Annotated in this window: 25 protein-coding genes and 5 tRNA genes; 16 read left to right on the top strand and 14 right to left on the bottom strand. The window is 59.1% G+C overall.

The genetic code is table 11. The annotated features are described in order from the left end of the window. Nucleotides 1–2 precede the first annotated feature (2 nt). On the bottom strand, nucleotides 3–722 hold the full coding sequence (gene sfsA / locus ACQY1K_RS07720) for a DNA/RNA nuclease SfsA (protein ID WP_430258667.1): 720 nt from the start codon (nucleotides 720–722) through the stop codon (nucleotides 3–5). Between the two features lie 27 nt (nucleotides 723–749). Then, complete coding sequence (locus ACQY1K_RS07725) at nucleotides 750–2597, bottom strand: PHA/PHB synthase family protein (protein ID WP_430258669.1); 1848 nt, start codon at nucleotides 2595–2597, stop codon at nucleotides 750–752. A 121-nt stretch (nucleotides 2598–2718) separates the two neighbouring features. Between ACQY1K_RS07725 and ACQY1K_RS07730 the strand changes: the two genes are divergently transcribed. From ACQY1K_RS07730 to recJ, 4 genes are all read left to right on the top strand, one after another. Then, nucleotides 2719–3123 (top strand): hypothetical protein, encoded by a 405-nt coding sequence (locus tag ACQY1K_RS07730; protein ID WP_092662150.1) that lies wholly within the window; start codon nucleotides 2719–2721, stop codon nucleotides 3121–3123. Nucleotides 3124–3252: 129 nt separating this feature from the next. Then, nucleotides 3253–4473, top strand: coding sequence for an LL-diaminopimelate aminotransferase (locus tag ACQY1K_RS07735; RefSeq protein ID WP_430258671.1), 1221 nt, complete (start codon nucleotides 3253–3255; stop codon nucleotides 4471–4473). A gap of 95 nt (nucleotides 4474–4568) precedes the next feature. Continuing rightward, complete coding sequence (locus tag ACQY1K_RS07740) at nucleotides 4569–5888, top strand: homoserine dehydrogenase (RefSeq protein ID WP_062580387.1); 1320 nt, start codon at nucleotides 4569–4571, stop codon at nucleotides 5886–5888. Nucleotides 5889–5999: 111 nt separating this feature from the next. Continuing rightward, entirely contained in the window at nucleotides 6000–7847 is a 1848-nt protein-coding gene (gene recJ, locus ACQY1K_RS07745; RefSeq protein ID WP_430258673.1) for a single-stranded-DNA-specific exonuclease RecJ, read from the top strand. Between the two features lie 40 nt (nucleotides 7848–7887). Here the strand turns inward: recJ and ACQY1K_RS07750 are convergent. The 5 genes from ACQY1K_RS07750 to ACQY1K_RS07770 all read right to left on the bottom strand — a co-directional run bounded on the left by ACQY1K_RS07750 (nucleotide 7888) and on the right by ACQY1K_RS07770 (nucleotide 9705). Further along, nucleotides 7888–7962, bottom strand: a tRNA-Glu gene (locus ACQY1K_RS07750). A gap of 150 nt (nucleotides 7963–8112) precedes the next feature. Continuing rightward, nucleotides 8113–8187: transfer RNA gene (locus ACQY1K_RS07755), tRNA-Glu, on the bottom strand. A 149-nt stretch (nucleotides 8188–8336) separates the two neighbouring features. Continuing rightward, nucleotides 8337–8411: transfer RNA gene (locus ACQY1K_RS07760), tRNA-Glu, on the bottom strand. A 177-nt stretch (nucleotides 8412–8588) separates the two neighbouring features. After that, a complete protein-coding gene (locus ACQY1K_RS07765; RefSeq protein WP_430258675.1) occupies nucleotides 8589–9053 on the bottom strand; it encodes a hypothetical protein in 465 nt (154 codons plus the stop codon). A gap of 211 nt (nucleotides 9054–9264) precedes the next feature. Continuing rightward, a complete protein-coding gene (locus ACQY1K_RS07770; protein ID WP_092662156.1) occupies nucleotides 9265–9705 on the bottom strand; it encodes a VOC family protein in 441 nt (146 codons plus the stop codon). 214 nt (nucleotides 9706–9919) lie between these two features. On the opposite strand from ACQY1K_RS07770, the gene ACQY1K_RS07775 reads away from it, so the two are divergent. From ACQY1K_RS07775 to ACQY1K_RS07795, 5 genes are all read left to right on the top strand, one after another. Further along, nucleotides 9920–10498 (top strand): cold-shock protein, encoded by a 579-nt coding sequence (locus ACQY1K_RS07775; protein WP_062457423.1) that lies wholly within the window; start codon nucleotides 9920–9922, stop codon nucleotides 10496–10498. An 8-nt stretch (nucleotides 10499–10506) separates the two neighbouring features. Next, on the top strand, nucleotides 10507–10992 hold the full coding sequence (locus ACQY1K_RS07780) for a DUF192 domain-containing protein (protein WP_430258677.1): 486 nt from the start codon (nucleotides 10507–10509) through the stop codon (nucleotides 10990–10992). Between the two features lie 115 nt (nucleotides 10993–11107). After that, a tRNA-Pro gene (locus ACQY1K_RS07785) sits at nucleotides 11108–11184 on the top strand. 72 nt (nucleotides 11185–11256) lie between these two features. Further along, a complete protein-coding gene (locus ACQY1K_RS07790) occupies nucleotides 11257–11562 on the top strand; it encodes an ETC complex I subunit (protein WP_062458113.1) in 306 nt (101 codons plus the stop codon). A gap of 35 nt (nucleotides 11563–11597) precedes the next feature. Next, nucleotides 11598–11674, top strand: a tRNA-Arg gene (locus ACQY1K_RS07795). A gap of 314 nt (nucleotides 11675–11988) precedes the next feature. On the opposite strand, the gene ACQY1K_RS07800 is transcribed toward ACQY1K_RS07795, so the two are convergent. Beyond that, entirely contained in the window at nucleotides 11989–12174 is a 186-nt protein-coding gene (locus ACQY1K_RS07800) for a Flp family type IVb pilin (protein WP_062457386.1), read from the bottom strand. Between the two features lie 607 nt (nucleotides 12175–12781). Between ACQY1K_RS07800 and ACQY1K_RS07805 the strand changes: the two genes are divergently transcribed. Then, nucleotides 12782–13450, top strand: a complete 669-nt coding sequence (locus ACQY1K_RS07805) for a hypothetical protein (RefSeq protein ID WP_139283854.1) — start codon at nucleotides 12782–12784, stop codon at nucleotides 13448–13450. A gap of 93 nt (nucleotides 13451–13543) precedes the next feature. Here the strand turns inward: ACQY1K_RS07805 and ACQY1K_RS07810 are convergent, their stop codons facing one another. From ACQY1K_RS07810 to ACQY1K_RS07825, 4 genes are all read right to left on the bottom strand, one after another. Beyond that, complete coding sequence (locus ACQY1K_RS07810) at nucleotides 13544–14317, bottom strand: amino acid ABC transporter ATP-binding protein (protein WP_209900721.1); 774 nt, start codon at nucleotides 14315–14317, stop codon at nucleotides 13544–13546. A 14-nt stretch (nucleotides 14318–14331) separates the two neighbouring features. Next, a complete protein-coding gene (locus ACQY1K_RS07815; protein WP_062580393.1) occupies nucleotides 14332–15489 on the bottom strand; it encodes an amino acid ABC transporter permease in 1158 nt (385 codons plus the stop codon). Nucleotides 15490–15492: 3 nt separating this feature from the next. Next, complete coding sequence (locus tag ACQY1K_RS07820) at nucleotides 15493–16686, bottom strand: amino acid ABC transporter permease (RefSeq protein WP_430258680.1); 1194 nt, start codon at nucleotides 16684–16686, stop codon at nucleotides 15493–15495. A 119-nt stretch (nucleotides 16687–16805) separates the two neighbouring features. Beyond that, nucleotides 16806–17828, bottom strand: coding sequence for an amino acid ABC transporter substrate-binding protein (locus ACQY1K_RS07825; RefSeq protein ID WP_062457371.1), 1023 nt, complete (start codon nucleotides 17826–17828; stop codon nucleotides 16806–16808). 350 nt (nucleotides 17829–18178) lie between these two features. On the opposite strand from ACQY1K_RS07825, the gene ACQY1K_RS07830 reads away from it, so the two are divergent. Beyond that, nucleotides 18179–19372 (top strand): cystathionine beta-lyase, encoded by a 1194-nt coding sequence (locus tag ACQY1K_RS07830; RefSeq protein WP_430258682.1) that lies wholly within the window; start codon nucleotides 18179–18181, stop codon nucleotides 19370–19372. An 8-nt stretch (nucleotides 19373–19380) separates the two neighbouring features. Here the strand turns inward: ACQY1K_RS07830 and ACQY1K_RS07835 are convergent, their stop codons facing one another. Together ACQY1K_RS07835 and ACQY1K_RS07840 are read right to left on the bottom strand one after the other, a co-directional pair. Next, nucleotides 19381–20544: an FAD-dependent monooxygenase gene (locus ACQY1K_RS07835; RefSeq protein ID WP_430258684.1), complete on the bottom strand. Its 1164-nt coding sequence runs from the start codon at nucleotides 20542–20544 to the stop codon at nucleotides 19381–19383. A 13-nt stretch (nucleotides 20545–20557) separates the two neighbouring features. After that, nucleotides 20558–20803 (bottom strand): zinc-finger domain-containing protein, encoded by a 246-nt coding sequence (locus tag ACQY1K_RS07840; RefSeq protein WP_062580399.1) that lies wholly within the window; start codon nucleotides 20801–20803, stop codon nucleotides 20558–20560. A 162-nt stretch (nucleotides 20804–20965) separates the two neighbouring features. On the opposite strand from ACQY1K_RS07840, the gene ACQY1K_RS07845 reads away from it, so the two are divergent. The 5 genes from ACQY1K_RS07845 (at nucleotide 20966) to clpA (ending at nucleotide 26371) form a co-directional block, all read left to right on the top strand. After that, nucleotides 20966–21745: an alpha/beta fold hydrolase gene (locus ACQY1K_RS07845; protein ID WP_062580401.1), complete on the top strand. Its 780-nt coding sequence runs from the start codon at nucleotides 20966–20968 to the stop codon at nucleotides 21743–21745. A 134-nt stretch (nucleotides 21746–21879) separates the two neighbouring features. Continuing rightward, nucleotides 21880–22722 carry a serine O-acetyltransferase gene (gene cysE, locus ACQY1K_RS07850; protein ID WP_092662168.1) on the top strand — a complete coding sequence of 281 codons (843 nt, stop codon included), beginning with the start codon at nucleotides 21880–21882 and terminating at the stop codon, nucleotides 22720–22722. A 134-nt stretch (nucleotides 22723–22856) separates the two neighbouring features. Beyond that, the gene (locus ACQY1K_RS07855; protein ID WP_062457352.1) at nucleotides 22857–23060 is read left to right on the top strand and encodes a DUF3126 family protein; all 204 of its coding nucleotides are present in this window, start codon (nucleotides 22857–22859) and stop codon (nucleotides 23058–23060) included. 409 nt (nucleotides 23061–23469) lie between these two features. Beyond that, nucleotides 23470–23823 (top strand): ATP-dependent Clp protease adapter ClpS, encoded by a 354-nt coding sequence (gene clpS / locus ACQY1K_RS07860; protein ID WP_062457349.1) that lies wholly within the window; start codon nucleotides 23470–23472, stop codon nucleotides 23821–23823. Between the two features lie 10 nt (nucleotides 23824–23833). Next, nucleotides 23834–26371 (top strand): ATP-dependent Clp protease ATP-binding subunit ClpA, encoded by a 2538-nt coding sequence (clpA, locus tag ACQY1K_RS07865; protein ID WP_062580404.1) that lies wholly within the window; start codon nucleotides 23834–23836, stop codon nucleotides 26369–26371. Nucleotides 26372–26430: the final 59 nt, after the last annotated feature.

Genomic DNA, 26430 nt, shown 5'->3' on the forward strand with positions numbered 1-26430 from the left:
GTTCATAAAACAGAGGGGCGGGGTTCGTCCATCATAACCATTCTCGACGCTATGATTTCCTCGCGAGTGACGCGGCAGCGGAGCGCATAGGCCTCGACGCCGCGCGCCTTGGCACGAGCGAATGCGATCGCATACATCGGGTCGAGATCGCTGCAGATCGAAAACCGCGTGCAGTCGTGACGCTGAATGAGGTAGATCATCACCGCCCGGTGACCTGCCTCCACCATATCGCCGAGCTCCTCGAGATGCTTGGCGCCGCGCTTCGTCGCGGTGTCAGGAAATTCGGCGAGCCCCGCTGAACGGCTGAAATGGACGTTCTTCACTTCCACATAGGCATCCGGCAGATTTTCCTGCTTGAGGAGAAAGTCGATGCGGGAGTTACGCCCGTATCTCTGCTCGCGCAGGATCGTGCCGTAGCCGGAAAGGCTGGGGATCAGGCCGGCACGGATCGCTTCTTCGGTTAGCCTGTTGGGCAGTCCGGTATTGATGCCGACCATCTCGCCGCCGGCCTCGACCATTTCGAACATGTGACGGTATTTGCGGGTCGGGCTGTCATCCTCCGATACCCAGATCCTCGGCCCGGGCTCCGTCAATCCCCGCATGGAGCCGGTATTCGGACACGACCCGGTAAACGGCGTGCCATCCTCCAGCACAGCGTCGAACAGGAAGCGCTTGTAGCGCTGGACAAGCGTTGCGGAGACGAGCGGCGGATCAAAGCGCATGAGGTTCTTCTGGAATGCTGGGAAGTGTCAGTCGCGGACGAGAACGTAGGTTCCCGGTGCGTCGGCCAACGCGGTGAGCGCGGACCCGCCGGGCTTTCGGGCCGGCACCTGGTTACCCGCTTTCGGTCCGATCCAGTCCTGCCAATGCGTCCACCACGACCCCTCATGCTCCTGCGAGCCGGCAACCCAGTCCTCCAGCGTGTCCTTCAATTGGCCATCGGTCCAGTATCGGTACTTCCGTCTTTCCGGCGGATTGACGACGCCTGCGATATGGCCGGATCCAGCCAGCACGAAATCGACCGAACCGCCAAACAGCGACGAGCCGAGGAACACGGATTTCGCAGGCGCGATGTGGTCTTCGCTTGTGGCAAGATTATAAACGGGAATGACGATGTCCTTCAGCGACAGACGCTCCCCGGCAAGTTCCATCAGGCCGTTGGAGAGCTTGTTATCGAGGTAGCAATTGCGCAGGTAGTAGGCGTGGTTGGCAGGTGTCATCCGGGTCGAGTCCGAATTCCAATACAGCAGGTCGAACGGCAGCGGCTCCTGGCCCTTGAGATAGTTATTGACCACGTAAGGCCAGATCAGCTCGGACGCACGCAGCATGTTGAATGCCGCCGCCATCTTCGACCCGTCGAAATAGCCGGTCGCGTTCATATAGGTCTCGATCGTCGAAACCTGCGCCTCGTCGACGAAGACCTTGAGGTCGCCTGCATAAGTAAAGTCGACCTGGGTAGCGAGGAACGTCGCCGATGCGATCCTTTTCACGTTTGTCTTGGCGTGGAAGGCGAGCGTAGCCGCCAGCAACGTGCCGCCGACGCAGTAGCCGATCGCATCGACCTCGCGTTCGCCGGTCGACGTCTCGATCGTGTCGAGCGCAAAATCGATGCCCTCGTGCATGTAGGCTTCCCATCCCTTGGCCGCATGGCGCCTGTCGGGATTGACCCAGGAGATCACGAACACGGTGTGCCCGCGGTCGACGCACCACTTGATGAAGCTCTTTTGCGGTGTCAGGTCGAGAATGTAGAACTTGTTGATCCAGGGCGGCACGATGACCAGCGGCCGTTTGAAGACCGTCTCCGTCGTCGGTTCGTATTGCAGAACCTCGCAGAGGTCGTTGCGGGCGACGACCTTGCCGGGTGTAAGCGCGATATTGAGGCCGAGCGCAAACTTGGAGGCATCCGTCTGGCGAAGTCTCAGCTCGCCGCCGCCGGCCATGATGTCCTCGGCCAGCATTTTCATGCCGGTGACGAGATTGGCGCCATGCGAGGCGACCGTCGCGCGATAGACTTCGGGATTGGTGATCGCGAAATTTGCAGGCGAAAGCGCAGCGGTCACCTGCTTCACGTAGAATGCCGCCTTGTGCCGCGTGTGCTCGTCTAGCCCCTGCGCCTCGCTTACCAATGTTTCGGCCCAGGTGGCGGTAACCGTGAAGACTTGCCGCATGAACGCAAAGAACGGGTTCTTCACCCAGTCCTCGTCGGCGAATCGCTTGTCTCTCGGCAGCGCCGCTGGCTCGCTCTCTTGAGGCGCGCCTCCGAATTGCGAGAGCGATCGCGTCCAGATCCCCATATAGCTTGAGAAGAGCAGGGTTTGTGCTTGCAGCGTCCGTTGCGGCTCTGAAATCCAGTACTCGGTGACCTGCGAAAGCGTCTTGATGAGATCACTGAGCGGATCGAGCGCGGGGTCTGGAATATCGCGGCGCTCCCTTGGCGCGAGCCATTCCGATGCGGCCTTGCCGAGGTTTTCCATGGCACGCGCGAAATTCATCGCCATCTCGTGCGGGTCCTTGACGATGTAGGCCTCGACCGCCTTGGGGTCGAAGCCCGGAAATTCCGGACCGCCTGTCCCCTTATCCCCGGAGTTTTGCGCCACGCGAGCCCTCCTCGTCAGCTGTCGTCTGATTTCATTTGTACATTGTGGCTGAAACCGAATACAAGTGCCAGCGGCTAGGCTGCCGGGTAGATGGCCCCGGCGACAGAAAATGGGTACGGACATGGAAAAACTGAGGCGTCGCATCGGCTGGTTACCGCTTTTCATCGGTATCGGCGCCATGCCTCTTGTGTCCGGCTGCAACAGCAACAGCTTTGCGCTGGATGATGGTATTCCCAATACGCCGCCACCGGCCGTCATCACGCAGACCAGGACGGCACCGCCTCCGGGTCCGATCGTCAAGCGCGACACCGGCACATATCCCACATTCGACTATACGCTTCGCGCTGCCAACGAGCAGATCGAAGATGCAGATTACCAGAAGACCGAGCCGCGCATGGCATCGCTTGCCCGAGCCCGCAAGTCCGGCACCATCTCCGAAGCGGAGTATCAGCGTCGTGTGGTCGAGTACCGCAAGCTCGCCACCGATCATGGCAAGGATGCCCAGGCCGGTATTTCCGGCCAATAGGGCGACGAGCCGATCCGGCCGGATATTGCTATTGCGTTTGAGGACATTTGGCCGCAAAGCAAAAATGGCATAAAGTGAGGCTCGAGCAGCGGGACGAGCTCTGCTTCGATTTCATCCTTGAGGAACAACATGGAAGAGTTTCATAAAGTCCGGCGTCTGCCGCCCTACGTTTTCGAACAGGTGAACCGTTTGAAAGCAAGCGCGCGAGCGGGTGGCGCGGACATTATCGATCTCGGCATGGGCAATCCCGATCTACCTACTCCGCAGGCGATCGTCGACAAGCTCTGCGAAGTGGTCCAGGATCCGCGCACGCACCGCTACTCCTCCTCCAAGGGCATTCCGGGCCTTCGCCGCGCGCAGGCTGCTTACTATGCACGCCGGTTTGATGTGAAGCTGAACCCGGATACGCAGGTCGTGGCAACGCTCGGCTCCAAGGAAGGCTTCGCCAACATGGCGCAGGCGATCACCGCGCCCGGTGACGTCATCCTCTGCCCCAATCCGACATACCCTATCCACGCCTTCGGCTTCCTGATGGCGGGCGGCGTGATCCGCTCCATGTCTGTCGAGCCGGACGATAGCTTCTTTCCGCCGCTGGAACGCGCGGTGAAGCATTCGATCCCGAAGCCGCTGGCACTCATCATCAATTACCCATCCAACCCGACCGCGCATATCGCGTCGCTGGATTTCTATAGGGAAGTGATCGCGTTTGCGAAGAAGCACGAGATCATCGTGCTCTCCGATCTTGCCTATTCGGAGATCTACTTCGACGACAACAACCCGCCACCTTCGGTTCTCGAAGTGCCGGGTGCGATGGATGTGGCCGTCGAGTTCACCTCGATGTCGAAAACCTTCTCCATGCCCGGCTGGCGCATGGGCTTTGCTGTCGGCAACGAGCGGCTGATCGCAGCGCTGACGCGCGTCAAATCCTACCTTGATTATGGCGCGTTCACGCCGATCCAGGTGGCTGCAGCCCACGCGCTGAACGGTGACGGTGCCGATATCGCGGAAGTGCGCAGCGTCTACAAGCGTCGCCGTGACGTGATGGTCGAGAGCTTCGGCAAGGCCGGTTTCGACGTACCGCCACCACCGGCGACCATGTTTGCCTGGGCGAAAATTCCGGAAAAGTTCCGCCATCTCGGGAGTCTGGAATTCTCCAAGCTTCTCGTCGAGAAGGCGCACGTTGCCGTCGCACCCGGTGTCGGTTTCGGTGAGATGGGCGACGACTACGTTCGCCTCGCACTGGTCGAAAACGAGCATCGCATTCGCCAGGCCGCCCGCAGCATCAAGAAGTTTCTGTCGACGGCAGACGATACGATGCACAACGTGATTACGCTCAACACGCGTCGCTGACCGCGAACCGGGCCGCCGATCACGATTTGAGGGGCGGCCGTTCGACCGCCCCATTCTCCCAAATACCAGTCTCCCAAAATACCAGGAAAACTATCATGGCAGATGCCCTCAGAGTTGGCATTGCGGGTCTTGGCACTGTCGGTGCCTCGCTCGTTCGCATCATCCAGACCCGTGCCAACGAACTCGCGGTCACCTGCGGACGCCCGATCGAGATTGCCGCCGTGACGGCGAGAGACCGCACCCGCGACCGCGGGATCGATATCTCTGCCGTGACCTGGTTCGACAGCGCCGAAGAACTGGCGGCAAACGCTGAGATCGACGTGTTCGTGGAATTGATGGGGGGTGCCGAAGGTGCCGCCGCTGATTCCGTTCGCGCGGCCTTGCGGCGCGGTCTCCACGTGGTGACAGCCAACAAGGCGCTGCTCGCCGCATCCGGCGTCGAACTCGCAAGGATCGCCGAAGAAAACGGCGCACTCCTCAATTTCGAGGCGGCCGTTGCCGGTGGTATCCCGGTCATCAAGGCCCTTCGCGAGTCCCTGACCGGCAACACGATTTCGCGTGTCTACGGCATCATGAACGGCACCTGCAATTACATCCTGACCCGGATGGAGAAGGAGGGCCTGTCCTTTGCCGACTGCCTCAAGGAAGCGCAGCGGCTGGGCTATGCCGAAGCCGATCCGGCCTTCGATATCGAGGGCAACGACACGGCGCACAAGCTGGCAATCCTGACGACGCTTGCTTTCGGCACACAGATCGCGCCCGACGAGATCTATCTCGAAGGGATCACCAATATCTCGATCGACGATATCCATGCGGCCGCCGATCTTGGCTATCGCATCAAGCTTCTCGGCGTCGCGCAGCGCACCGAAACAGGCATCGAGCAGCGCGTTCACCCGACCATGGTACCCCGCGATTCGGTCATCGCGCAGGTCGATGGCGTGACGAATGCCGTGGCGATCGAATCCGATATCCTCGGCGAACTGCTGATGGTCGGCCCAGGCGCCGGTGGCAATGCAACGGCATCCTCGGTGCTCGGTGACATCGCCGACATCGCCAAGAGCCGCCCGGGTGCGCAGCAGGTGCCGGTTCTCGGCACACCGGCCGCATCGCTCACACCTTACAAGCGCGCCCAGATGCAGAGCCACGAAGGTGGTTACTTCATCCGGCTGACCGTTGCCGACCGGACCGGCGTCTTCGCCTCGATCGCTGCCCGCATGGCCGAGAACGCCATCTCGCTCGAATCGATCGTCCAGCGCTCGAAGCCCGATTCGTCCGTGATGTCGAAGACGATCATCCTGGTCACGCACGCGACGATGGAGGATTCGGTCCGCAAGGCCGTCGACGCCATCAAGGCCGAAAGCTATCTGGTTGGCGAGCCGCAGGTCATCCGGATCGAACGCCCCAAGGACATGTGACCCACGCAGCCGTCGAGCCGCACTAGACTGGCCCCGGTGTTTTTTCGTCGGGGCCGCATCCGCTGCCGAAAACAGATTACCGTTGATGCGCTGATGCGCTAAAACGGCTGCATGACCAGCCAATCGACCTCCTCTATCGCCAGCAGCCTTTCCCAGACGACGTCGCCGGTCGATCCCGTGCCGCGCGCCTTCCTGAACGTCGAACACTCTGTGAGTGGCCAGCGCTGGGTATCACGGCTTGACCAGGCGGCGCAGAACCGTGCGCTCGCCATCAGCCAGATCCATGGCATTCCCGAACTGGTCGCTCGCGTGCTTGCCGGCCGCGGCGTGGGGCTCGACGATGCCCCGGCCTTCCTTGATCCGACCATCCGGTCACTGATGCCCGATCCGTTGACGCTGACGGATTGCGGCAAGGCTGCAGCAAGACTGGTTGCGGCGATCAACCGGCGCGAGCGGGTTGCGATCTTCGGCGATTACGACGTGGATGGCGCGGCCTCTTCCGCGTTGCTCTACCGTTTCCTGACGCATTTCGGTGTCGAGGCGGAGATCTATATTCCGGATCGGATCTTCGAAGGCTACGGCCCTAACCCGAACGCGATCCGCCAACTGGTGGCGAACGGCGCGCAGCTGATCGCCACGGTCGACTGTGGCTCGACGAGCCAGGACGCGCTGATCGCGGCCAAGGACGAGGGCTGCGATGTGGTTGTCATCGACCACCACCAGGTCGGTCATGTGCTGCCGCCCTGTGTGGCGCTCGTCAATCCGAACCGCCAGGACGATCTCTCGGGGCAGGGGCATCTCTGCGCGGCAGGCGTCGTGTTTCTGGTCATGGTTGCGACCCTGAAGCAGCTGCGCGAAGGTGGCGATAGCCGCGCCCAGTCGCTCGATCTCCTCGGTCTGCTGGATCTGGTGGCGCTGGCAACCGTTTGCGATGTCGTGCCACTAAAGGGGCTGAACCGTGCCTATGTGGTGAAGGGGCTGATCGCCGCCCGTCACATGGTCAATCCGGGACTCACGGCGTTGTTTCGAAAGGCGGGTCTTGGCGGACCGGTGACGCCCTATCATTTCGGCTTCATGATCGGCCCACGTATCAATGCCGGCGGGCGAATCGGCGATGCAGCGCTCGGCAGCCGCTTGCTGACACTGGAAGACGATATCAAGGCGGAGGAGATCGCCGGCCGGCTGGACGATCTGAACCGCGAGCGGCAGGCCATGGAAGCCGCCATGCTGGCGGAAGCGGAAGCCGAAGTCCTTGGCGAATACGGTGACGCCGAGGGCGCGTCCGTCATCGTCACCGCGCATGAGAAATGGCATCCGGGCATCGTCGGTCTTCTGGCTGCGAGACTGAAGGAGAAATTCCGTCGGCCTGCCTTCGCGATCGCTTTCGACCCGTCCGGCAAGGGCACCGGTTCCGGCCGTTCGATCAACGGTTTCGACATGGGCCGGATGGTTCGCGGCGCAGTCGAATCAGGGCTTCTGCTAAAAGGTGGCGGTCACGCCATGGCGGCGGGACTGACCGTCGAGCGCGCCAACCTCGGCAAGCTGCGCGCCTATTTCGAGGAAGTGGCGGCTGAGGGCGTTCCGGCGCTTGTTGCCAACCACGTGCTGAAGATCGATGGCGCATTATCGGCATCAGGGGCCACGATTGCGCTGTTCGACCAGCTGGAACTTGCGGGTCCCTACGGGTCTGGCCACGCGCAGCCCGTCTTTGCCATTCCCGCCCATCGTCTGAGAGACGTGCGGCTTGTCGGCACCGCGCATGTGAAGATCACGCTGGAATCACTTGATGGCACGCGTCTGGACGGGATTGCGTTCAGGGCGGCCGAAACGCCGCTCGGCCAGATGCTGCTCAACTCCCGCGGAAAGCAGATCCATGCCGCGGGATGCCTCACGGCCGACCAGTGGCAGGGAAATCGACGGATCCAGCTCAGGCTTCTCGACGCGGTCGAGTCGCGGTGAAAGCCGCAATGTAAAATCAGGGATTGGCAGAAGGGGAAACTGGTACGCCCTAGGGGAGTCGAACCCCTCTTTTCAGAATGAAAATCTGACGTCCTAACCGATAGACGAAGGGCGCGTACAGTGAGCGCTCGTATAGTCAGGCTTGCCCGATCCGGCAAGTAGGAAAATCGATATTTCTCTGTTTTTAAATGAAATAATCCAAGCCAAGGCATGCCGCGGGAAAACGCGCGAGCGAACAGCCTGAAGATATGGAAGAAGGGGGAAGTGGTACGCCCTAGGGGAGTCGAACCCCTCTTTTCAGAATGAAAATCTGACGTCCTAACCGATAGACGAAGGGCGCGTACAGGAGCGTCTTATAGGGACGCTTTTTCAAACAGACAAGCCAAAAAACGGTATTTTTCGGAAGATAAACAGAGAAAATTGCGCGGCTGGATGCTCCAAGAGAACTTAGAGGTTCTTGTGCATAATCAACAGTTTGAAGGAAGGAACTGGTACGCCCTAGGGGAGTCGAACCCCTCTTTTCAGAATGAAAATCTGACGTCCTAACCGATAGACGAAGGGCGCGTACAGTGAGCGCCCTTATAGAGGCGTGATTTCGTTACCGCAAGCGCAAAAACGATGTTTTTTGCGAAAAATTAGATGCGCGGAAAATGCGGCTTCAGTAAGCGTAAAGCCATGCGAAATCAGCAGCTTATCGGATTTGACCAGCTCGCTCTTTTCGCTCCCGCACGAGGCTGATGGTTAGAGCTGCGCCTGGTGCGACGGGTCCGGCAGCGGCTGGCGGGGCGTGAAGACGCTGCCATGCGCTGCATTGATGCCGCCGGCGGGTGCGGCGACGGCCGTCTGCCCATCGGGGGCAACCGTCGGCGCAGTCGTTGCCGATGGAAATGGGGAGGCGTTGGACGAAAAGAGGCTGTAGCTGCTTGCGCGCACGCCGGTCGGTTGCGTCACGAGACCGGCGATGGAGTTCGACGGCTGCTCCGGCGCAGGGGGGAACGCGCCTGGGTCAGCGTTAGCGCCCGGCGCATCAGACGTCGCAGCTGGCGCGGATTTGGCTTGGTGCGCCTGTGTGGAGACGAGAGGATCGACATAGAGGCTGGCGCCGCTCGTGCCGCCTTTGGCAAGCGGTTTTGCCGCGCCATCTGGTTGCTCCGCGGCCACCGCCTCTGCTGACACCGGTTCGGCGTCGGCAACCTTGCGGGTCATCGAGCAACTGCTCATCATTAAAGCTGCTATCGCCACTGCGAGGAGCGGAAAACTAGGCCTTGAGATCGATCTTGCTGGCGAAACCGGCACGTGATGCCCTTCATGTGCGTCGCGGACACTCTGTCGCGAATCATGGAGATGAGCATCACGTGTCCTGTTTCACTCGGCAAGAGAGGGGCGTCGGCCTTGGTCAGGCCGACGCAAGCCTCAATTACCAGCTGCCGGTATTCGGCATCGATGCCCACGGCTCGGCGACCGGCAGGTTGTCGCCCTTCTGCAGGATCTCGAAAGAAATGCCGTCCGGCGAAAGTACGAAGGCCATCCGACCTTCGCGAGGCGGACGGTTGATCACGATGCCATTGTCCTGCAGGTGCTGGCAGAATGCATAGACGTCGTCGACCTCATAGGCGAGGTGGCCGAAATTGCGTCCGCCCGTGTAATCCTCGCTGTCCCAATTGTAGGTAAGCTCGATGCACGGCGCCATATTTTCCTTAGCCTGCGAAACGTCGTCGCGTGCAGCCAGAAAGACCAGCGTGAAGCGGCCCTTGTCATTTTCGATGCGGCGGATCTCCTCCAAACCCATCAGTGTCTTGTAGAAATGGAGAGACGCGTCGAGATCCTTGACCCGAACCATTGTGTGTAGATAGCGCATGTGTCGCAAGCTCCGCGATGTCGTTGGCAAACTGTCGAGCGGATATGGTGCATTGCAGGAGGTCAGCAAGCCTGGGGCAAGCCGTCAGCCGTAGAAAGATGCTGATAAAGTCCAGACGGGGACTTGCACTGGAGGGTTAACGGGATGTTAATCTAGGCGCGAAGAATCACTTCCACCGTCATGTCGTAACGCGTAATCGAGGGGCCGATAGGATATGGCAGACAGGATATCGTTGAAAGGCGTAGCCGAATACGAGGAATTCGCGGGCGATCCGGTCGAGCTCATCGAAATTACGGGTGTGGTCAAGTGGTTCGATGTTGCGAAGGGGTTCGGCTTCATTGTGCCCGACAACGGTATGCAGGATGTGCTTCTGCATGTGACCTGCCTGAGGCGCGATGGATACCAGACCATCCTTGAAGGAACCCGTATCGTCGCGATGATCCAGAAGCGCGACCGCGGCTATCAGGCCTTCCGCATTCTTTCCATGGATCAATCGACCGCAGTTCATCCCTCGCAGTTGCCGCCGGTTCGCACCCATGTTCAGGTCACGCCAACGAGCGGCCTCGAACGGGCACTGGTGAAATGGTTCAACCGCACCAAGGGCTTTGGATTCCTGAGCCGCGGTGAGGGGACCGAAGATATCTTCGTCCACATGGAAACGCTGCGCCGTTACGGACTGACAGAGCTCCGTCCCGGCCAGACGGTGCTGGTCCGGTTCGGACCTGGCGACAAGGGCTTGATGGCAGCCGAAATTCATCCCGACAATCCCAACCCTGTAAGCCGGTCACATTGATGTTGAGAATGCAGTCATTCGGGCGGATCACGCCCTTTGCAAAAGGCGCCCTTGCGGCGCTTTTTCTGTTTGTCGCCTACGCTGCCGCAGCCCAGCAGGTCATCTTTCCAAAGGACGAGCTGTCGATCCGCACGGCAGCGGGCAAGACCCATGCCTTTGTGATCGAGCTCGCTCTGACAGACCAGCAGCGCTCGCAGGGCCTGATGTACCGCAAGGAAATGCCTGACGATCACGGCATGCTGTTCGACTTCGGCGAGACACGCCGTGTTTCCATGTGGATGGAAAACACCATCCTGCCGCTCGATATGCTGTTCATCGAAGGCGACGGGACGGTCTCTCATATCCGCGAAAATGCGGTCCCTTATTCTCGTGACGTGATCAATTCGCGGGGACCGGTAAAATTTGTCCTCGAACTGAATGCCGGTCGGACGAAAGCGCTCGGAATCAAGGTTGGTGACAAGGTGGTTTCCAAACGGATCGGCAACGCAGGATAGGTGTTTGGCCGCTTTCCCACAGTTAGTTCGCTAGACAGTTCGAACAATTGGGAAAATCCACTTTTTGCAGTTGCGGGCTGGTAGGGAACCGTGTATCTCGCATTCTTGTAAGGAACGGAGTGTAGCGCAGTCTGGTAGCGCATCTGGTTTGGGACCAGAGGGTCGGGAGTTCGAATCTCTCCACTCCGACCATTGCCTTCAAAAGAGCGTCGCGCTCAGCAGTTGCCCAAGCGTCACGCTAGCAAAAGTCGGATGTTTCAGTTCATGACGGCCAAGATCTATCGTCCCGCAAAAACTGCAATGCAATCTGGCAAAGCCAAGACGCATCTCTGGCTCCTCGAATTCGACCAGGAAGAGCCACGCCGGATCGATCCGATCCTTGGCTATACATCTTCCGGAGACATGAAGCAGCAGGTGCGCCTGACCTTTGAAAGTCAGGAACTTGCCGAAGCCTACGCCAAGCGTGAAGGCATCGAATACCGCGTCGTCCAGCCGAAAGAACCTGCGCGTCAAGCTGCTTCCTACACCGACAATTTCCGCTTCAATCGCTCGCAGCCCTGGACGCACTGACTTCCTGTCTGCGTTCTGTTAGAAGCGTCTTAGCAGGCCCCTTAGCTCAGCTGGATAGAGCACCTGCCTTCTAAGCAGGTGGTCGCAGGTTCGAATCCTGCAGGGGTCGCCAAAACCATCTCCCAAAAAATTGCGACTGCCGCTTGAGCGGAGGAATATCGCCTTGAGCAAAGCGCTGCTTCGGAGCTGGATATAGAGACCAAGAATCTCTGGCGTGACGGCAACAAAAAACCGAACAATGGAGGTCCCATTGTTCGGCAAGTTGAGTGCTGGAACAAGAGATGGCGTCCGAGCTTTTGGGTACGATCTGGATGTTAACCTGGGGTGAAGACCTCAGGCGAATACTTGAGTGAGACTACCTGCCGGCCAATCGTGCAACGACGTTAACTCATGACCCGACTTGGTTGCATCTCGCAATGCCAGCGATCAGCAAGTGGTAGCAGCGCCGCCGCAATTCAACTTCTTGCTGAGGTTCGTGAATTGCGTACTTAGTGCACCGCCGAGCGTCTGTGCACCAGCGATCAGCGCGACAGAGATAAGAGCGGCGATAAGCCCGTATTCGATGGCAGTGGCGCCAGACTCATCCTTCATAAAGCGTGCAAAAACCGACATGCAAATCCTCCTTGATTCGTGCCGTGGGACAAGTCGTCCCGACGTGTTGTTCTTTTACTGAAAGTCAAAAGAGTGTTGCGTTAACAGGATCGGTTAATATGTTCCTATTGGCTAATGTGAGTTCTGAATGGTTTAGAAATTGTTTTCGCGGTTCCGTGACTTGTGCTCATCGCCCGCCGGCGACCCGGTCGAACTGGATCCTTTCATTGTAGGATAACGCATGCTCATGACCAAACCGGGCCTAGAATGCTGCCACCGGTACTCGTGGTGCCAGAGCGTTGCAGTGGGGTAGGACCTACCATTCACTCCTCCGCGTACCCAGCCTAACCACGTCATGTTGCGATGCAGCAACAGCGGGGGTTCACATCTTCGGGAAACCGATCGTGATCCCGCAATCGCATTTCAGCCGCAAAATCGATTCGAAGCTGCCTCATTCGAGCGTATATTCGCGGCGGTCAGTTCCGTTGCATCGGCAGGGGAAGGCACGTGGCGAAAACGGACCTTTGGGTCTGACAAACTCGCCTCCATCGCATTGAAACGGGTTTTCCAGGTGATCTCGCGGTTGCTTGCGCCTCAACATTGTCTTGAGCCTTCGAGTGGGGATCAAATGAACAGAAGTCTATTGGCCGGCGGCGTCGCGCTGGTTGCAGCAATCTTTGCGGTCGGCCCGTTTTCGGCATCGAGCGCCCATGCGGCGGACAGGCCGCTCATCTGGCAGCCCGTCAAGAATTCGGACAGAAGCTATTCCGTCAAGCTCGGCTTCAGGTTGCCGACAGAGCTGGAGCCCGAGGCGGGCTTTAACGTCGGTGTCGATGCGAAGAAGGATGGGTCGATGAACACGCCGCTCCGGCTGTGGGGCAGCATGAAGATGAAGTCGATCCAGAGGCCCGCTTACGAGGTCGAACGCAAGATCGGGATCGATTACGACGGATTGGCCGAAACGGCCGCCGTCAGCATGAACTACCACCAAACGCAGATCGTCACGTCGACGATCGATGTCGAGCGCAACGCGAGCTATGTCATGCGCTACGACGGGCTCAATCAGGACTGGAGTGGCCTCGACGCCAACCAGACCCTCAGGCTGTCCCGGGCAAACACCGGCACAGCCGTGGTCGTCCGCGCAACGGCGATCGATACGTTTCGTATCGGCGGCGCGGGGCTGGGACTCGAGCAGAAACTAGGTGACAGCCTGACACTCAGCGGCTCCGTCGATCGCTATTCGGACGCGACCGCAGCAGTAACCAGCGTCAATGCCCGCTACTCATTCCAGTGGTGATGGCGCCCTGACGATTGTTTCGACGGGAAACGGAAAAGGGGCGCTCGCGGCGCCCCTTTTCTATTGCAGGTCATTCGCGTTGGCGCAGTCTGCCTAGTGCAGGATCTGGCTAAGGAACAGTCTGGTGCGCTCGTGCTGCGGATTGTCGAAGAACTCCGCCGGCGAATTCTCTTCCACGATCTGTCCCTGGTCCATGAAGATCACCCGGTTGGCGACCTGGCGGGCAAAGCCCATTTCATGGGTGACGCACATCATGGTCATGCCTTCTTCGGCAAGGCCAACCATCGTATCGAGCACTTCCTTGACCATTTCAGGATCGAGAGCCGAGGTCGGTTCGTCGAACAGCATGATCTTCGGCTTCATGCACAGCGATCGGGCAATCGCCACGCGCTGCTGCTGACCGCCGGAAAGCTGGCCCGGATACTTAAGGGCCTGTTCCGGGATCTTGACACGCTTGAGGTAGTGCATCGCCACTTCCTCGGCTTCCTTCTTCGGCATCTTGCGAACCCAGATCGGTGCAAGCGTGCAGTTCTCAAGGATCGTCAGGTGCGGGAAGAGGTTGAAGTGCTGGAACACCATGCCGACTTCTCGCCGCACTTCGTCGATCTTTTTCAGATCGTTGGTGAGTTCGATATTGTCGACGACAATGCTGCCCGACTGATGTTCCTCGAGGCGGTTGATACAGCGGATCATCGTCGATTTTCCGGAGCCTGACGGCCCGGCGATGACGATGCGTTCGCCTTTCATCACCTTGAGGTTGATATCGCGCAGCACGTGAAAATCGCCATACCACTTGTTCATGCCGATGATCTCGACAGCGACATCCGTGGAGGAGACGGTGAGGTTTTTGGGTTGGGCGTCAGCCATTGTTTTTCCCCTTGTTATCGCTTGTGGCCGGTATCGAGATGCCGTTCCATAAAGGCGGAATAGCGTGACATGCCGAAGCAGAAGATCCAGTAGATAAGACCAGCGAACACGAGGCCGGTAAGCGGCGTCATGGGCGTGATCCAGGTCGTATCCGTAAAGTTGAGCCGGATGATGTTCAAGAGGTCGAACATGCCGATGATGGCAACGAGCGACGTATCTTTGAACAGGCCGATGAAGGTGTTGACGATGCCAGGGATCACGAGCTTGATCGCCTGTGGAAGGACGATCAGGCGGGTTTTCTGCCAGTAGCTGAGGCCGAGCGAATCGGCGCCTTCGCCCTGACCTTTCGGAATAGCCTGCAGGCCGCCACGAATGACTTCTGCCATATAGGCGGAGGCAAACAGCGACACACCGATCACGGCGCGCAGGAAGTTGTCGATGCTCCAGCCGGTGGGCAGGAACAGCGGCAGCATCACGTTTGCCATGAAGAGAACCATGACAAGCGGTACGCCGCGGATCACCTCGATGAAGACGACGCAGAGCGTCTTCAATACGCGCATGTTGGAACGCCGTCCGAGCGCCAAAAGGATGCCGACGGGGAAGGAGACCGCGATGCCGACGAAGGAGAGGATCAGCGTCACCATCATGCCGCCCCAGAGCGGGGTCTCGACCCGCTGCAGGCCAAGCACATTGCCATGCATGAGGAAGAACGAGACGACCGGGTAGACGAGAAACAGCAGAACGGCGTTCAGCGCCTTGTACGGCAGTTTCGGAATGAGGAGAGGCACGAGCAGCACGATCAGCATGAACCCGACCAGCATGACGCGCCAGCGCTCCTCGATCGGGTAGCGGCCGAACATGAACTGCTGGAACCGGTCACCGACAAACGCCCAGCATGCGCCTTTCCAGCCATCCGGCTGGGTGCCGCCTTGGACGACGGTGGCGCAGACCGAGCGATCGGCACCGACCCAACTCGCATTGATGAACAGCCAGTTGATGATGCCGGGCAGGGCGAAAGCCAGCAATGCGATGGCGACGATGGTCAGCACCACATCCTTTGGCGTTGCCAGGAGATTGGTCCGGATCCAGCCGCTTGCCGAACTGGCGCTGACCGGCGGCGGTTCCGGTGCAATCATGTCATTGCGAACGTAAGAGAGCTTGTGTGTAGACATGTCTTATCTCTCCACCAGAGCCATCTTGGCGTTGAACCAGTTCATGAACAGCGATGTCGCGATGCTGATGCTTAGATAGATGGTGAGCATGATCGTGATCATCTCGACAGCCTGACCGGTCTGGTTGAGCGAGGTGCTCCCGGTCGAAAACAGTTCGGGAAAACCGATTGCAACGCCGAGAGACGAGTTTTTGGTCAGGTTGAGATACTGGCTTGTCAGCGGTGGAATGATGATGCGGAAAGCCTGCGGTACGACAACCAGTCTGGTGATCTTGCCCGGCTGGACGCCGAGTGCAGCGGCAGCTTCCGTCTGTCCCTTGCCGACGCCCTTGATGCCGGCTCGGATGATTTCCGCGATAAACGCAGCCGTGTAGAGCGAAAGCGCCAGATAGAGAGCCACAAATTCCGGACGGATATTGGCGCCGCCGGAAAGATTGAAACGACCTTCGACGGGATAGTCGAAGGTCAGCGGCGAACCCATTGCGATGAATCCGAGAAGCGGCAGACCGATGATGATGGCGGCGGAGATCCAGCCGTTGGGCAATTGCTGCCCGGTTGCCATCTGGCGCTTGACCGACCACGTGCGGAAGACGAACGCGACAACGATGCCGACGAGAATGGCAACCGGAAGGATCCACGCGCCTTCGCCCCAGATCGTTGCCGGAAAGGTCAGGCCACGGTTGCTGAGGAAGGTCGAGAGCGGGCCCTGGATAGCATCACGCGGCTGCGGCAGAATGGCGAGAACGCCGGAATACCAGAAGAAAATGACCAGCAGCGGCGGAATGTTTCTGAACACCTCGACATAGACGGTGCAGAGCTTGGCGATCAGCCAGTTTTTCGACAGGCGACCGATACCGATGATGAAGCCGACGATGGTTGCCGTGATGATGCCGATGACAGCGACCATCATCGTGTTGAGGAAGCCAACCAGGATCGCCCTGCCATAGGTCGAATCGCTCGTGTAGGCGATCAGGGATTGCCCGATATCGAAGCCTGAGCGACCAGCGAGGAAGCCAAACCCGGTGGCGGTGTTGCTGCGGGCAAGGTTGACACTGACATTGTGTGCGATCGACCAGACGAGCGCAACGAGAATGACCAGCGTCAGCACTTGGAAGAAGATGCTCCGCGCTTTTGGATCGTAAATGAGTGACGTGGACGCGCGCTTGGTTGCAGGCGCACGGATCGAGTTGTCCGTCATGCTTTGCCAATCCCCTGTGACCCGTTGTGGGCCCTTATTGTTTTTGATTCTTATTGATCGTGGAGAATGTCTCGCAGGGCGGACGGAGCCACCCTGCGAGACGTCAGTCTATCAGTCGATTAACGGATCGGCGGTGCGAACTGCAGGCCACCCTTGCTCCACAGAGCATTCAGGCCACGTGCGATCTTCAGCGGGCTGCCGGAACCGATATTGCGCTCGAAGACGTCGCCGTAGTTGCCGACGCCCTTGACGATGTTGTAGGCCCATTCGTTGGTCAGGCCGAGATCGGTACCGACCTTGGTGTCCTTCTCGGTGCCGAGGAAGCGGCGGATATCCGGGTTGGTCGAGTTCTTCATCTCGTCGATATTGGCCTGGGTGATGCCGAATTCTTCGGCCTGAACCAGGGCGTAGCCTGTCCACGAAACGATATCGAACCACTTGTCGTCGCCCTGGCGAACGGCTGGGCCAAGCGGCTCCTTGGAGATGATTTCCGGAAGAATGACGTGTTCGTCAGGGTTCGACAGCGCGAGACGCGTTGCATAAAGGCCCGACTGGTCCGTCGTGTAGACGTCGCAACGGCCGGCCTGGTAGGCGGCGTTTACTTCTTCGAGCTTTTCGAAGACGACCGGGTTGTACTGGAGGTTGTTGGACTTGAAGTAGTCGGCGAGGTTGAGTTCGGTTGTCGTGCCCGACTGAACGCAGACGGCAGCGCCGGACAGTTCAAGCGCCGACTTCACGTTCAGGCTCTTCGGAACCATGAAGCCCTGGCCGTCGTAGTAGTTGACGTAGCGGAAGTTGAAACCGAGCGCGGTATCGCGGCTGATGGTCCAGGTGGTGTTACGTGCGAGCACGTCGACTTCACCCGACTGCAGTGCCGTGAAGCGGCTCTGGGCCGTGGTCGGCGTGTACTTCACCTTCGTTGCATCACCGAAAACCGCAGCTGCGACGGCCTTGCAGAAATCGACGTCGAAGCCTTTCCAAGCGCCGGCCGAATCCGGCTGCGCGAAGCCGGCCAGACCGGTGTTGACGCCGCACTGAACGAAGCCCTTCGCCTTGACATCATCAAGCGTGGCCGCGGAAGCTGCCGAGGCAAAGCCAAGGACCGCTGCGCCAAACGCGGCAGACAAAAGCGTCTTTTTCATTTTCCCAACCTTATCTGTTGTTTTGTGTGATCTCTCGACACAGGCCGTTCCCCTGATTTTATGAATACGACCGGTCCCCCGCTGACCTCCCGGCGCGGGTGTTTATATCTCATTCGGAAACGAAGGCAGGGTCAAGGGCCACCCGTTCAAATTGCGTCCAAATTACGGTGTATTAGACTTTACCGCCTACGCGCTGGGCAAATGCTCAAGTTGTGTGCGAGTTGTGGCGGTTTTTATACCGAACGAGCATGCTAATATTGCACCGGTACTGGGAATTGGGCAGCGGGGTTGACCAGCCTGGAGGGCGGCGGCAAAACTGGCGCCATTGTCAACGAAAGTGCATTCCGGACATGTCCCAGAAAGATAAACTGATCGAAGAAGCGGGTCAGAATACGCGCCTTGCGCATATCGGAAACGATCCACGCGCGTATCATGGCTTCGTCAACCCGCCTGTCGTCAAAGGTTCCACGGTCCTTTTCCCGAATGCTGAAGCGATGGAAAAGCGCAGCCAGCCATACACCTATGGAACCCGCGCGACCCCGACGACGGACGCCCTGTGCGCCGCGTTCGACCAACTCGAGGGTTCTGCGGGTACGATCCTCGTTCCATCGGGACTGGCTGCGATCTCAATCCCTTTCCTGGCTTACCTGTCATCGGGCGATCACGCGCTGATCGTCGACTCGGTCTACACGCCCTGCCGGACATTCTGTGACACGATGCTCACGAGACTGGGGATCGACGTCGAGTACTATGATCCGGAGATCGGGGCAGACATCACCAAGCTGATGAGGCCGAACACCAAACTCGTTCATACGGAAGCGCCCGGCTCGAACACGTTCGAGATGCAGGATATCCGCGCCATAACGGGCGCAGTACATGCCTATTCGGCCGACGTCGTGGTGACACTCGATAACACCTGGGCGACGCCGCTATATTTCCGTCCGCTCGATTTCGGCGTCGACGTCTCGATTCATGCGACCACGAAATACCCGTCGGGACATTCAGATATCGTGATGGGCTCGGTGTCGGCCAATGCGAAGCATTTTCCGGCACTCGAGGCGGCGCGGATTGCAATGGGCATCTGCGGTGCGCCGGAAGATTCCTACCTGATCCTGCGTGGCCTGAGAACGATGGGTCTGCGGCTGGACCAGCATCAAAAAAGCGCCCTTGAAATCGCCGAGTGGCTGGACGGTCGCGACGGCGTTGCGCGCGTCCTGCATCCGGCATTGCCAAGCTTTCCTGGCCACGAGATCTGGAAGCGTGACTTCAAGGGATCGAGCGGGATCTTCTCCTTCGTGCTGCAGGCCGAGCCTGAGAGGGCGAAGGCCAAGGCGCACGCCTTCCTCGATGCCCTGAGCTTTTTCGGCCTCGGTTACTCCTGGGGAGGATACGAAAGCCTTGCTCTGGTCGTAAATCTTTCCGACCGCACCATCCGCAAGCAGCCCATCGAGGGTGCAGTCATCAGGCTTCAGATCGGTCTCGAAGACGTGCCTGATCTCAAGAAAGATCTTGAAGCGGGGTTTGCCGCGGCGGCCGCGGTCTGATCGCGTCGCTACTCGGCGTCGAAACCGTAGAGCCAATCCAGATCCGCCGCGAGCGATTGCGGCGGACGCATTGAGAGAACGAAGTTGCGACCGAGCTTCAGCGGGCCGCGCGCATGATAGGCAAAGCGGTTGAATTCCCCGCGTGCTCGCACCTTGGCGACGCGACCGGCCCGTTCGGTCTCGTAGGCTGATAGCGCCTGTGTGAGCGAGGGCAGGGCGGCCACGCGGTTTGCCAGGACGAACGCGTCTTCGATCGCCATCGCCGCACCCTGAGCCGCAAAAGGCAGCATTGCGTGGGCCGCATCGCCGATCAGAACAAGATCGCGGCCATTGTGCCAACGGCCCGCGGTCACCTGATAGAGCGGCCAGAACGTCGGCTTGTCGGATGCGGCCAGTGTTTCGGCTATGCTCGGATGCCATCCTCTGAAATGACGCAGCAGCAGGTCTTTCTGGGCAGAGCTTGCCTCGGTATTCCACCGATGGCCGGGGTTGATGCCGGACGCGATGGCGACGATGTTGAAACTATCCTTCTCCTTCAGCGGATAGGCCACAATGTGTGCCGAAGGTCCGAGAAATGCACTGACGGCATTCGGCTTCAGCCAGGAAGGTGCCTCGCTCTTGGAAACCATGAAGCGCCAGGCGACACTGTTGGAAAAAACGGCTTCCGGATTTTTGGGAATTGCGGAGCGAATGCCAGACCAGACTCCATCTGCGGCGACGATCAGGTCATGGTGGCGTCCGGAGATCTCCGCCAGTTCGTCTCGAACGGCGCTCCCAATCTTCGAGCCCAGCCGAAGCGTGCAGAGCGGGTTGGCGATAACGGCGTGGAGAAGCGCGTCTTGCAGCGTCGCCCTATGGAGGACGCCATAGGGCGATCCCCACCGCTCGCGGGCGAACCGGCCGGATGGCACATAGGCTCGCCGCTGCAGCGAACGGCCCGAAACGAGCTGCACTTCGTCAGGTTCTGTCCACAACCGTTCCAGATCGCCGAGTACGCCAAGCTTGCTCAGCACGCGCGAAGCGTTCGGCGACAGCTGGAGTCCAGCGCCGACTTCCTGAAGGGAAGGCGCCTGCTCGAAGATGTCGCAGGTGATGCCATGGCGCGCAAACGCGAGCGCAGCGGTGAGACCCGCCATGCCCGCACCCACGATCGCTACTGTCTCGACAGCCATTTCTGGCTGCCGATCAGGCGGCCTTGACGTTGAAGACGCAGCCCGGAGGGTCGGTCTGTTCGGCCTTCAGGGTCGGGTTGTATTTGTACAGAGTGGAACAGTAGGAGCAGACTTTTTCGACTTCGTCGCCCATGTCGATAAAGATGTGCGGATGATCGTAAGGAACGGATGCACCAGTGCACATGAATTCCTTCACGCCGATCTGGATCGACGGGAAACCGCCGTCGTTCTGGAAATGGGGAATGCTGTGGCCGGCCATGGTCGTCTCCAATGCGTACAATAGGGCACGTCTGATTTGGCGCGGACATTACCGCCGCCGCATTCAAAAGTGTAGTGCAAAAACCGCGATGCGAGGTGTCTTTGAGGGTTCAATCGCAAGCACCGATATCTTATGGTCCGCCGCCAAAACAGGATATCCCAGATGAACCTCAATGCCCCGGCCTTTTCCACCTTCAGCCATGACGGCCTGAGCCTCTCCTATCTGGATGAGGGGGATCCGGCAGGCGATCCTGTCCTGCTCATCCACGGTTTCGCTTCCAGCGCGACCGTGAACTGGGTGCATCCGGGATGGGTAAAGACGCTCGGCGATGCCGGTTACAGGGTGATCGCCATGGACAACCGCGGCCATGGCGGCAGTGACAAGCCGACCGATCCGGACGCCTATCGCCCTTGGGTGATGGCAGCGGATTCGGTTGCTCTGCTCGATCACCTGCGCATCCCGGCAGCGCATCTGTTCGGCTATTCGATGGGCGCGCGTATCTCGGTGTTTGCAGCGCTCAACGATCCGGACAGGGTCCGGTCGCTGGTGCTCGGCGGTCTAGGAATCGGCATGACGGACGGGGTCGGTGACTGGGATCCGATCGCGGATGCGCTCTTGGCGCCCTCGCTTGAGAGCGTGAGCCATGATCGCGGCCGTATGTTCCGCGCCTTCGCCGACCAGACGAAAAGCGACAAGCAGGCACTCGCCGCCTGTATCCGCGGTTCGCGCGATCTGGTCGAACGCAGCGATATGGGCAAGATCGACGTTCCCACGCTGATCGGCGTTGGGACGAAGGACGATATCGCGGGTTCACCGCAGGATCTGGCCGATCTGATGCCGAATGCGACAGCGCTCGATATTCCCGGTCGTGACCACATGCTTGCGGTCGGTGACAGGGTTTTCAAGAAAGCGGTACTGGAGTTTTACGCGGCGCAGGCCTGAGCCCGGCTCCGCCACGGATTGGCAAGACTTCATGTTTCCTTGAATTAACGATCAACGAAATGCGATTTCGCCGGCGTTGGTGTTGTCGTAAATCTAATCTATATATTGTGGCTTACGCCAAAGAGGAGACGGCCATGGCCGCGAGAACCGAAGTTCGCCAGACCGAGGACATTCGCCAGACCGATAGTGTCGCTAGCGTCGACCCCATATGGGACACGCTGCGGCAGGAAGCACGCGTCGCAATCGACCAGGACCCGTTGCTGGCCGCCTTCCTCTATTCAACCGTCCTGAACCACCGTTCGCTCGAAGAATGCGTCGTTCATCGGATCTGCGAACGGCTCGATCATCCGGATCTGCAGGCCGTCCTGCTGCGGCAGACATTCATGGAAATGCTGGACGAATGGCCGGATTGGGGTGCTATCCTGCGCGTCGATATCCAGGCCGTCTACGACCGCGACCCTGCCTGCCTGCGGTTCGTCGAGCCAGTCCTCTACTTCAAGGGTTTTCACGCCATCCAGACGCATCGCTTGGCGCACTGGCTGTTTTACCGCGGCCGTCGCGACTTCGCGCTCTATCTGCAAAGCCGCGCCTCAAGTGTCTTCCAGACAGACATCAATCCGGCGGCTCAGATCGGTAAGGGGATCTTCCTCGACCACGCGACCGGGCTTGTCGTCGGCGAAACCGCGATCATCGGGGACAATGTCTCCATCCTGCATGGGGTCACTCTCGGTGGGACCGGTAAGGAGGGCGCAGATCGTCACCCAAAGATCGGCAACGGCGTGCTGATCGGCGCAGGCGCAAAGATCCTCGGCAATATCGAGGTTGGTGCCTGCTCGCGTGTGGCGGCGGGCTCCGTCGTCCTCAAAGCTGTTCCGGAGAAATCCACCGTCGCCGGTGTTCCGGCAAAGGTCGTCGGGACCGCGGGTTGCTCCGAGCCGGCACGCCTGATGGACCAGCTTCTGCGCGCCGAGGACTAGTCCGCGCCCGGACCTACTTGTTCCAGGAAAACTCGGGGCAGGGTCGTGCGGTGGAGAGAACGGCGGCTTTACTTTCGCCTTTCTCCCGTGCCAAAAGCGCATCGATTTGATCGCAAAATCTGACGGAGAAGATCGTGAACCCCGACGAAATCAAGAAGATCGACGACTATTTCAAGCGCCTTCTGAACCCCCAGATCGTCGTCAAGGCGCGTCCCCGCAAGAACGATTCTGCCGAAGTCTATCTTGGTGATGAATTTCTCGGCGTCGTCTATCTGGATGACGAAGATGGAGAGCGTTCCTACAATTTCTCCATGGCGATCCTCGACGTCGATCTTTGATCGCAGGATCCGACTGGTTTTCAAGAAACGTTGTCGAGAGGCCCTTCGTGGGCCTCTTTTGTTTTGGACGTAAGCCTCGAGCATGCAAGCTTCATTAGCATCTACTCTTCGACGGAATTTTGAGCGACAGGCGATCGCCGTTCGCGCGTCGGATCCGTACGCATGAAGCTGCAGCGTCTGAGGCTATGGCCATGATGCCGCCCGCCTTTTGGGTCAGTATGGCGGCAGAATTTGAGTTGCCGAATGTGGTACTTTTGGCTCGTCGCGAGCCCCTCTCGGCGGAATAGTGATTGCACAGCGGGAAAGGGGGCTTAAAATCCTTTCCCAAAGAACTACCTTTAGCAAGACTGAAGTCCTGTCGACCGGTTGTTCGCTATACCGCCGCTGGATGACTAGGGAATGAAAGACGATGATCGCACTGCCGATCTTGATGGAAAATGAAAAGAACGGCGACGGAGACAACGCGGGCCGCGGAACCTCCGTCATCACGCGAACGAAACCGAAAACCAAACGGCCTAACCTGTACCGCGTTCTCCTTCTGAATGACGACTACACGCCAATGGAGTTCGTCATCCATATTCTGGAGCGTTTTTTCCAGAAGGACCGCGATGCGGCAACGATTATCATGCTCCACGTCCATAACCATGGCGTCGGAGAATGCGGAATTTTCACCTATGAAGTAGCGGAAACCAAGGTGTCCCAGGTCATGGACTTCGCCCGGCAACACCAGCATCCGCTGCAATGTGTCATGGAAAAGAAGTGAGGAACCCGACGTGCCAACATTTTCGCCTAGTCTTGAAAAGGCTCTGCACCAGGCACTGACCTTCGCGAACGAGCGGCATCACGAATATGCCACACTCGAACATCTGCTTCTGGCGTTGATCGACGACGCCGATGCGGCGGCGGTCATGGGAGCATGCAGCGTCAACCTGGATACGCTCCGCAAAACCGTGTCTGAATATGTCGACAATGAACTCGCAAACCTGGTGACAGGCTATGACGAGGACTCCAAACCGACATCCGGCTTTCAACGCGTCATCCAGCGCGCTGTGATCCACGTCCAATCCTCCGGTCGTGAAGAAGTGACCGGAGCAAACGTGCTCGTCGCAATCTTCGCAGAACGTGAGAGCCACGCAGCCTTCTTCCTGCAGGAGCAGGAAATGACCCGCTACGACGCGGTCAACTATATCTCTCACGGCATCGGCAAGCGTCCGGGTTCCTCCCAGGCCCGGACCCCGCGTGGTGCTGATGAGCCCGATTCAGACGCCAAGCCTGTTTCGCGCAACGAGGAGGAAGGTCCCGGCAAGAAGCAGCAGGATGCCCTGAAGGCATACTGTGTCAATCTGAACGAAAAGGCCAAGAATGGCCGTATCGATCCATTGATCGGTCGTCATTCCGAGGTCAACCGCACGATCCAGGTTCTGTGCCGCCGCTCCAAGAACAACCCGCTTTACGTGGGCGATCCGGGCGTTGGCAAAACTGCGATCGCCGAGGGACTGGCAAAGCGCATCGTCGAGGGCAAGGTGCCGGAAGCGCTGGCCGATGCCACGATCTTCTCGCTCGATATGGGCACCCTGCTTGCAGGCACCCGCTATCGCGGCGACTTCGAGGAACGTCTGAAGCAGGTCGTCAAGGAACTGGAAGATTTTCCAGGTGCTGTCCTGTTCATCGACGAAATCCACACCGTGATTGGTGCGGGTGCAACGTCGGGCGGTGCCATGGATGCGTCCAACCTGCTGAAGCCGGCTCTGTCCTCTGGCCAGATCCGCTGCATCGGTTCGACGACCTACAAGGAATACCGCCAGTTCTTCGAAAAGGACCGGGCTCTGGTTCGACGCTTCCAGAAGATCGACGTCAATGAGCCGTCGATCGATGATGCGATCGAAATCATGAAGGGCTTGAAGCCTTATTTCGAAGAGTATCACAAGCTGCGCTACACCAACGACGCGATCAAGTCGGCGGTGGAACTGTCAGCACGGTATATCTCCGACCGCAAGCTGCCGGACAAGGCGATCGACGTGATCGACGAGACCGGTGCAGCCCAGATGCTGCTGCCCGCTTCCAAGCGTCGCAAACTGATCACGGAAAAGGAAATCGAGGCGACAATCGCCACGATGGCCCGCATCCCGGCGAAAACGGTTTCCAAGGATGACGAGATGGTTCTCGCCAACCTTGAGAAGGAACTGCGTTCTGTCGTGTACGGCCAGGACGTCGCGATCGACGCACTGTCGACCGCGATCAAGCTGGCACGTGCAGGTCTGCGCGAGCCGAACAAGCCGATCGGCTCCTATGTCTTCTCCGGTCCAACCGGCGTCGGCAAGACCGAAGTCGCAAAGCAGCTTGCCGCCTCGCTCGGCGTCGAGATGCTGCGTTTCGACATGTCGGAATACATGGAACGCCACACGGTCTCGCGACTGCTTGGCGCACCTCCCGGCTATGTCGGCTTCGACCAGGGCGGTCTCCTGACCGATGGCGTTGATCAGCACCCGCACAGCGTGGTTCTGCTCGACGAAATCGAGAAGGCGCATCCGGATATCTACAACATCCTGTTGCAGGTGATGGACCATGGATCGCTGACCGATCACAACGGCAAGAAAATCGACTTCCGCAACGTCATCTTGATCATGACGACGAATGCGGGTGCATCCGAGATGGCCAAGTCTGCGATCGGCTTTGGATCATCAAGACGCACCGGCGAAGATGAGGAGGCGATCAATCGCCTGTTCACACCGGAATTCCGCAACCGTCTCGATGCGATCATTCCGTTTGCACCGCTGCCGACCACGGTTATCCACCAGGTCGTCCAGAAGTTCGTGATGCAGCTGGAAAGCCAGCTGTCGGAGCGTAACGTGACGTTCGATCTGCATGAGGACGCGATCGCCTGGCTGGCGGAAAAGGGTTATGACGAGAAGATGGGCGCAAGACCTCTGTCTCGCGTGATCCAGGAATACATCAAGAAGCCGCTCGCCAACGAGATCCTTTTTGGCAAGCTTCGCAAGGGTGGCATCGTCCGCGTCACGGCCGGCAAGAAGGAAGATGGCACCGACGGTCTTCTTCTGGAGTCCATTTCGGAAACGGCCCGGGTAAAGCCGAAGCCTGAAGCGGAAGTGGAAGAGGCTGCCGACGAGATCAAGGCCAAGACGACAAAGTCAAAGCCTTCGAAGAAGTCTGCGCCGAAGGCCAAGGACAAGGACGGCGGTTCCGCGAAGGCAAATGTCGTCGACGATGGCGACGTGATTGCCGAGGAAGCCCCGGCAAAGTCCGCGCCCCGCAAGGGTAGCACCGTGCCACGCGTCCCAAAGAGCAAGTAGCGCTCTTTTCCATCCGAGAAATCGATGCCGGGCTTGTCCCGGCATCGTCGTTTTTGTAG

This window comes from Neorhizobium sp. IRS_2294, assembly GCF_050500145.1.
Classification (GTDB): domain Bacteria; phylum Pseudomonadota; class Alphaproteobacteria; order Rhizobiales; family Rhizobiaceae; genus Neorhizobium; species Neorhizobium soli.

Excerpts from the sequence above, each read along its gene's own strand:
- cysE (WP_092662168.1), top strand. The coding sequence starts at position 21,880 with ATGGCCGCGAGAACCGAAGTTCGCCAGACCGAGGACATTCGCCAGACC.
- ACQY1K_RS07780 (WP_430258677.1), top strand. The coding sequence starts at position 10,507 with ATGCAGTCATTCGGGCGGATCACGCCCTTTGCAAAAGGCGCCCTTGCG.
- ACQY1K_RS07740 (WP_062580387.1), top strand. The coding sequence starts at position 4,569 with ATGGCAGATGCCCTCAGAGTTGGCATTGCGGGTCTTGGCACTGTCGGT.
- ACQY1K_RS07770 (WP_092662156.1), bottom strand. The coding sequence starts at position 9,705 with ATGCGCTATCTACACACAATGGTTCGGGTCAAGGATCTCGACGCGTCT.
- ACQY1K_RS07845 (WP_062580401.1), top strand. The coding sequence starts at position 20,966 with ATGAACCTCAATGCCCCGGCCTTTTCCACCTTCAGCCATGACGGCCTG.
- ACQY1K_RS07825 (WP_062457371.1), bottom strand. The coding sequence starts at position 17,828 with ATGAAAAAGACGCTTTTGTCTGCCGCGTTTGGCGCAGCGGTCCTTGGC.
- ACQY1K_RS07765 (WP_430258675.1), bottom strand. The coding sequence starts at position 9,053 with ATGACCCGCAAGGTTGCCGACGCCGAACCGGTGTCAGCAGAGGCGGTG.
- ACQY1K_RS07730 (WP_092662150.1), top strand. The coding sequence starts at position 2,719 with ATGGAAAAACTGAGGCGTCGCATCGGCTGGTTACCGCTTTTCATCGGT.
- clpS (WP_062457349.1), top strand. The coding sequence starts at position 23,470 with ATGATCGCACTGCCGATCTTGATGGAAAATGAAAAGAACGGCGACGGA.
- ACQY1K_RS07835 (WP_430258684.1), bottom strand. The coding sequence starts at position 20,544 with ATGGCTGTCGAGACAGTAGCGATCGTGGGTGCGGGCATGGCGGGTCTC.
- ACQY1K_RS07775 (WP_062457423.1), top strand. The coding sequence starts at position 9,920 with ATGGCAGACAGGATATCGTTGAAAGGCGTAGCCGAATACGAGGAATTC.
- ACQY1K_RS07800 (WP_062457386.1), bottom strand. The coding sequence starts at position 12,174 with ATGTCGGTTTTTGCACGCTTTATGAAGGATGAGTCTGGCGCCACTGCC.
- ACQY1K_RS07815 (WP_062580393.1), bottom strand. The coding sequence starts at position 15,489 with ATGTCTACACACAAGCTCTCTTACGTTCGCAATGACATGATTGCACCG.
- ACQY1K_RS07790 (WP_062458113.1), top strand. The coding sequence starts at position 11,257 with ATGACGGCCAAGATCTATCGTCCCGCAAAAACTGCAATGCAATCTGGC.
- ACQY1K_RS07830 (WP_430258682.1), top strand. The coding sequence starts at position 18,179 with ATGTCCCAGAAAGATAAACTGATCGAAGAAGCGGGTCAGAATACGCGC.
- ACQY1K_RS07735 (WP_430258671.1), top strand. The coding sequence starts at position 3,253 with ATGGAAGAGTTTCATAAAGTCCGGCGTCTGCCGCCCTACGTTTTCGAA.
- ACQY1K_RS07840 (WP_062580399.1), bottom strand. The coding sequence starts at position 20,803 with ATGGCCGGCCACAGCATTCCCCATTTCCAGAACGACGGCGGTTTCCCG.
- recJ (WP_430258673.1), top strand. The coding sequence starts at position 6,000 with ATGACCAGCCAATCGACCTCCTCTATCGCCAGCAGCCTTTCCCAGACG.
- ACQY1K_RS07805 (WP_139283854.1), top strand. The coding sequence starts at position 12,782 with ATGAACAGAAGTCTATTGGCCGGCGGCGTCGCGCTGGTTGCAGCAATC.
- ACQY1K_RS07810 (WP_209900721.1), bottom strand. The coding sequence starts at position 14,317 with ATGGCTGACGCCCAACCCAAAAACCTCACCGTCTCCTCCACGGATGTC.
- ACQY1K_RS07820 (WP_430258680.1), bottom strand. The coding sequence starts at position 16,686 with ATGACGGACAACTCGATCCGTGCGCCTGCAACCAAGCGCGCGTCCACG.
- sfsA (WP_430258667.1), bottom strand. The coding sequence starts at position 722 with ATGCGCTTTGATCCGCCGCTCGTCTCCGCAACGCTTGTCCAGCGCTAC.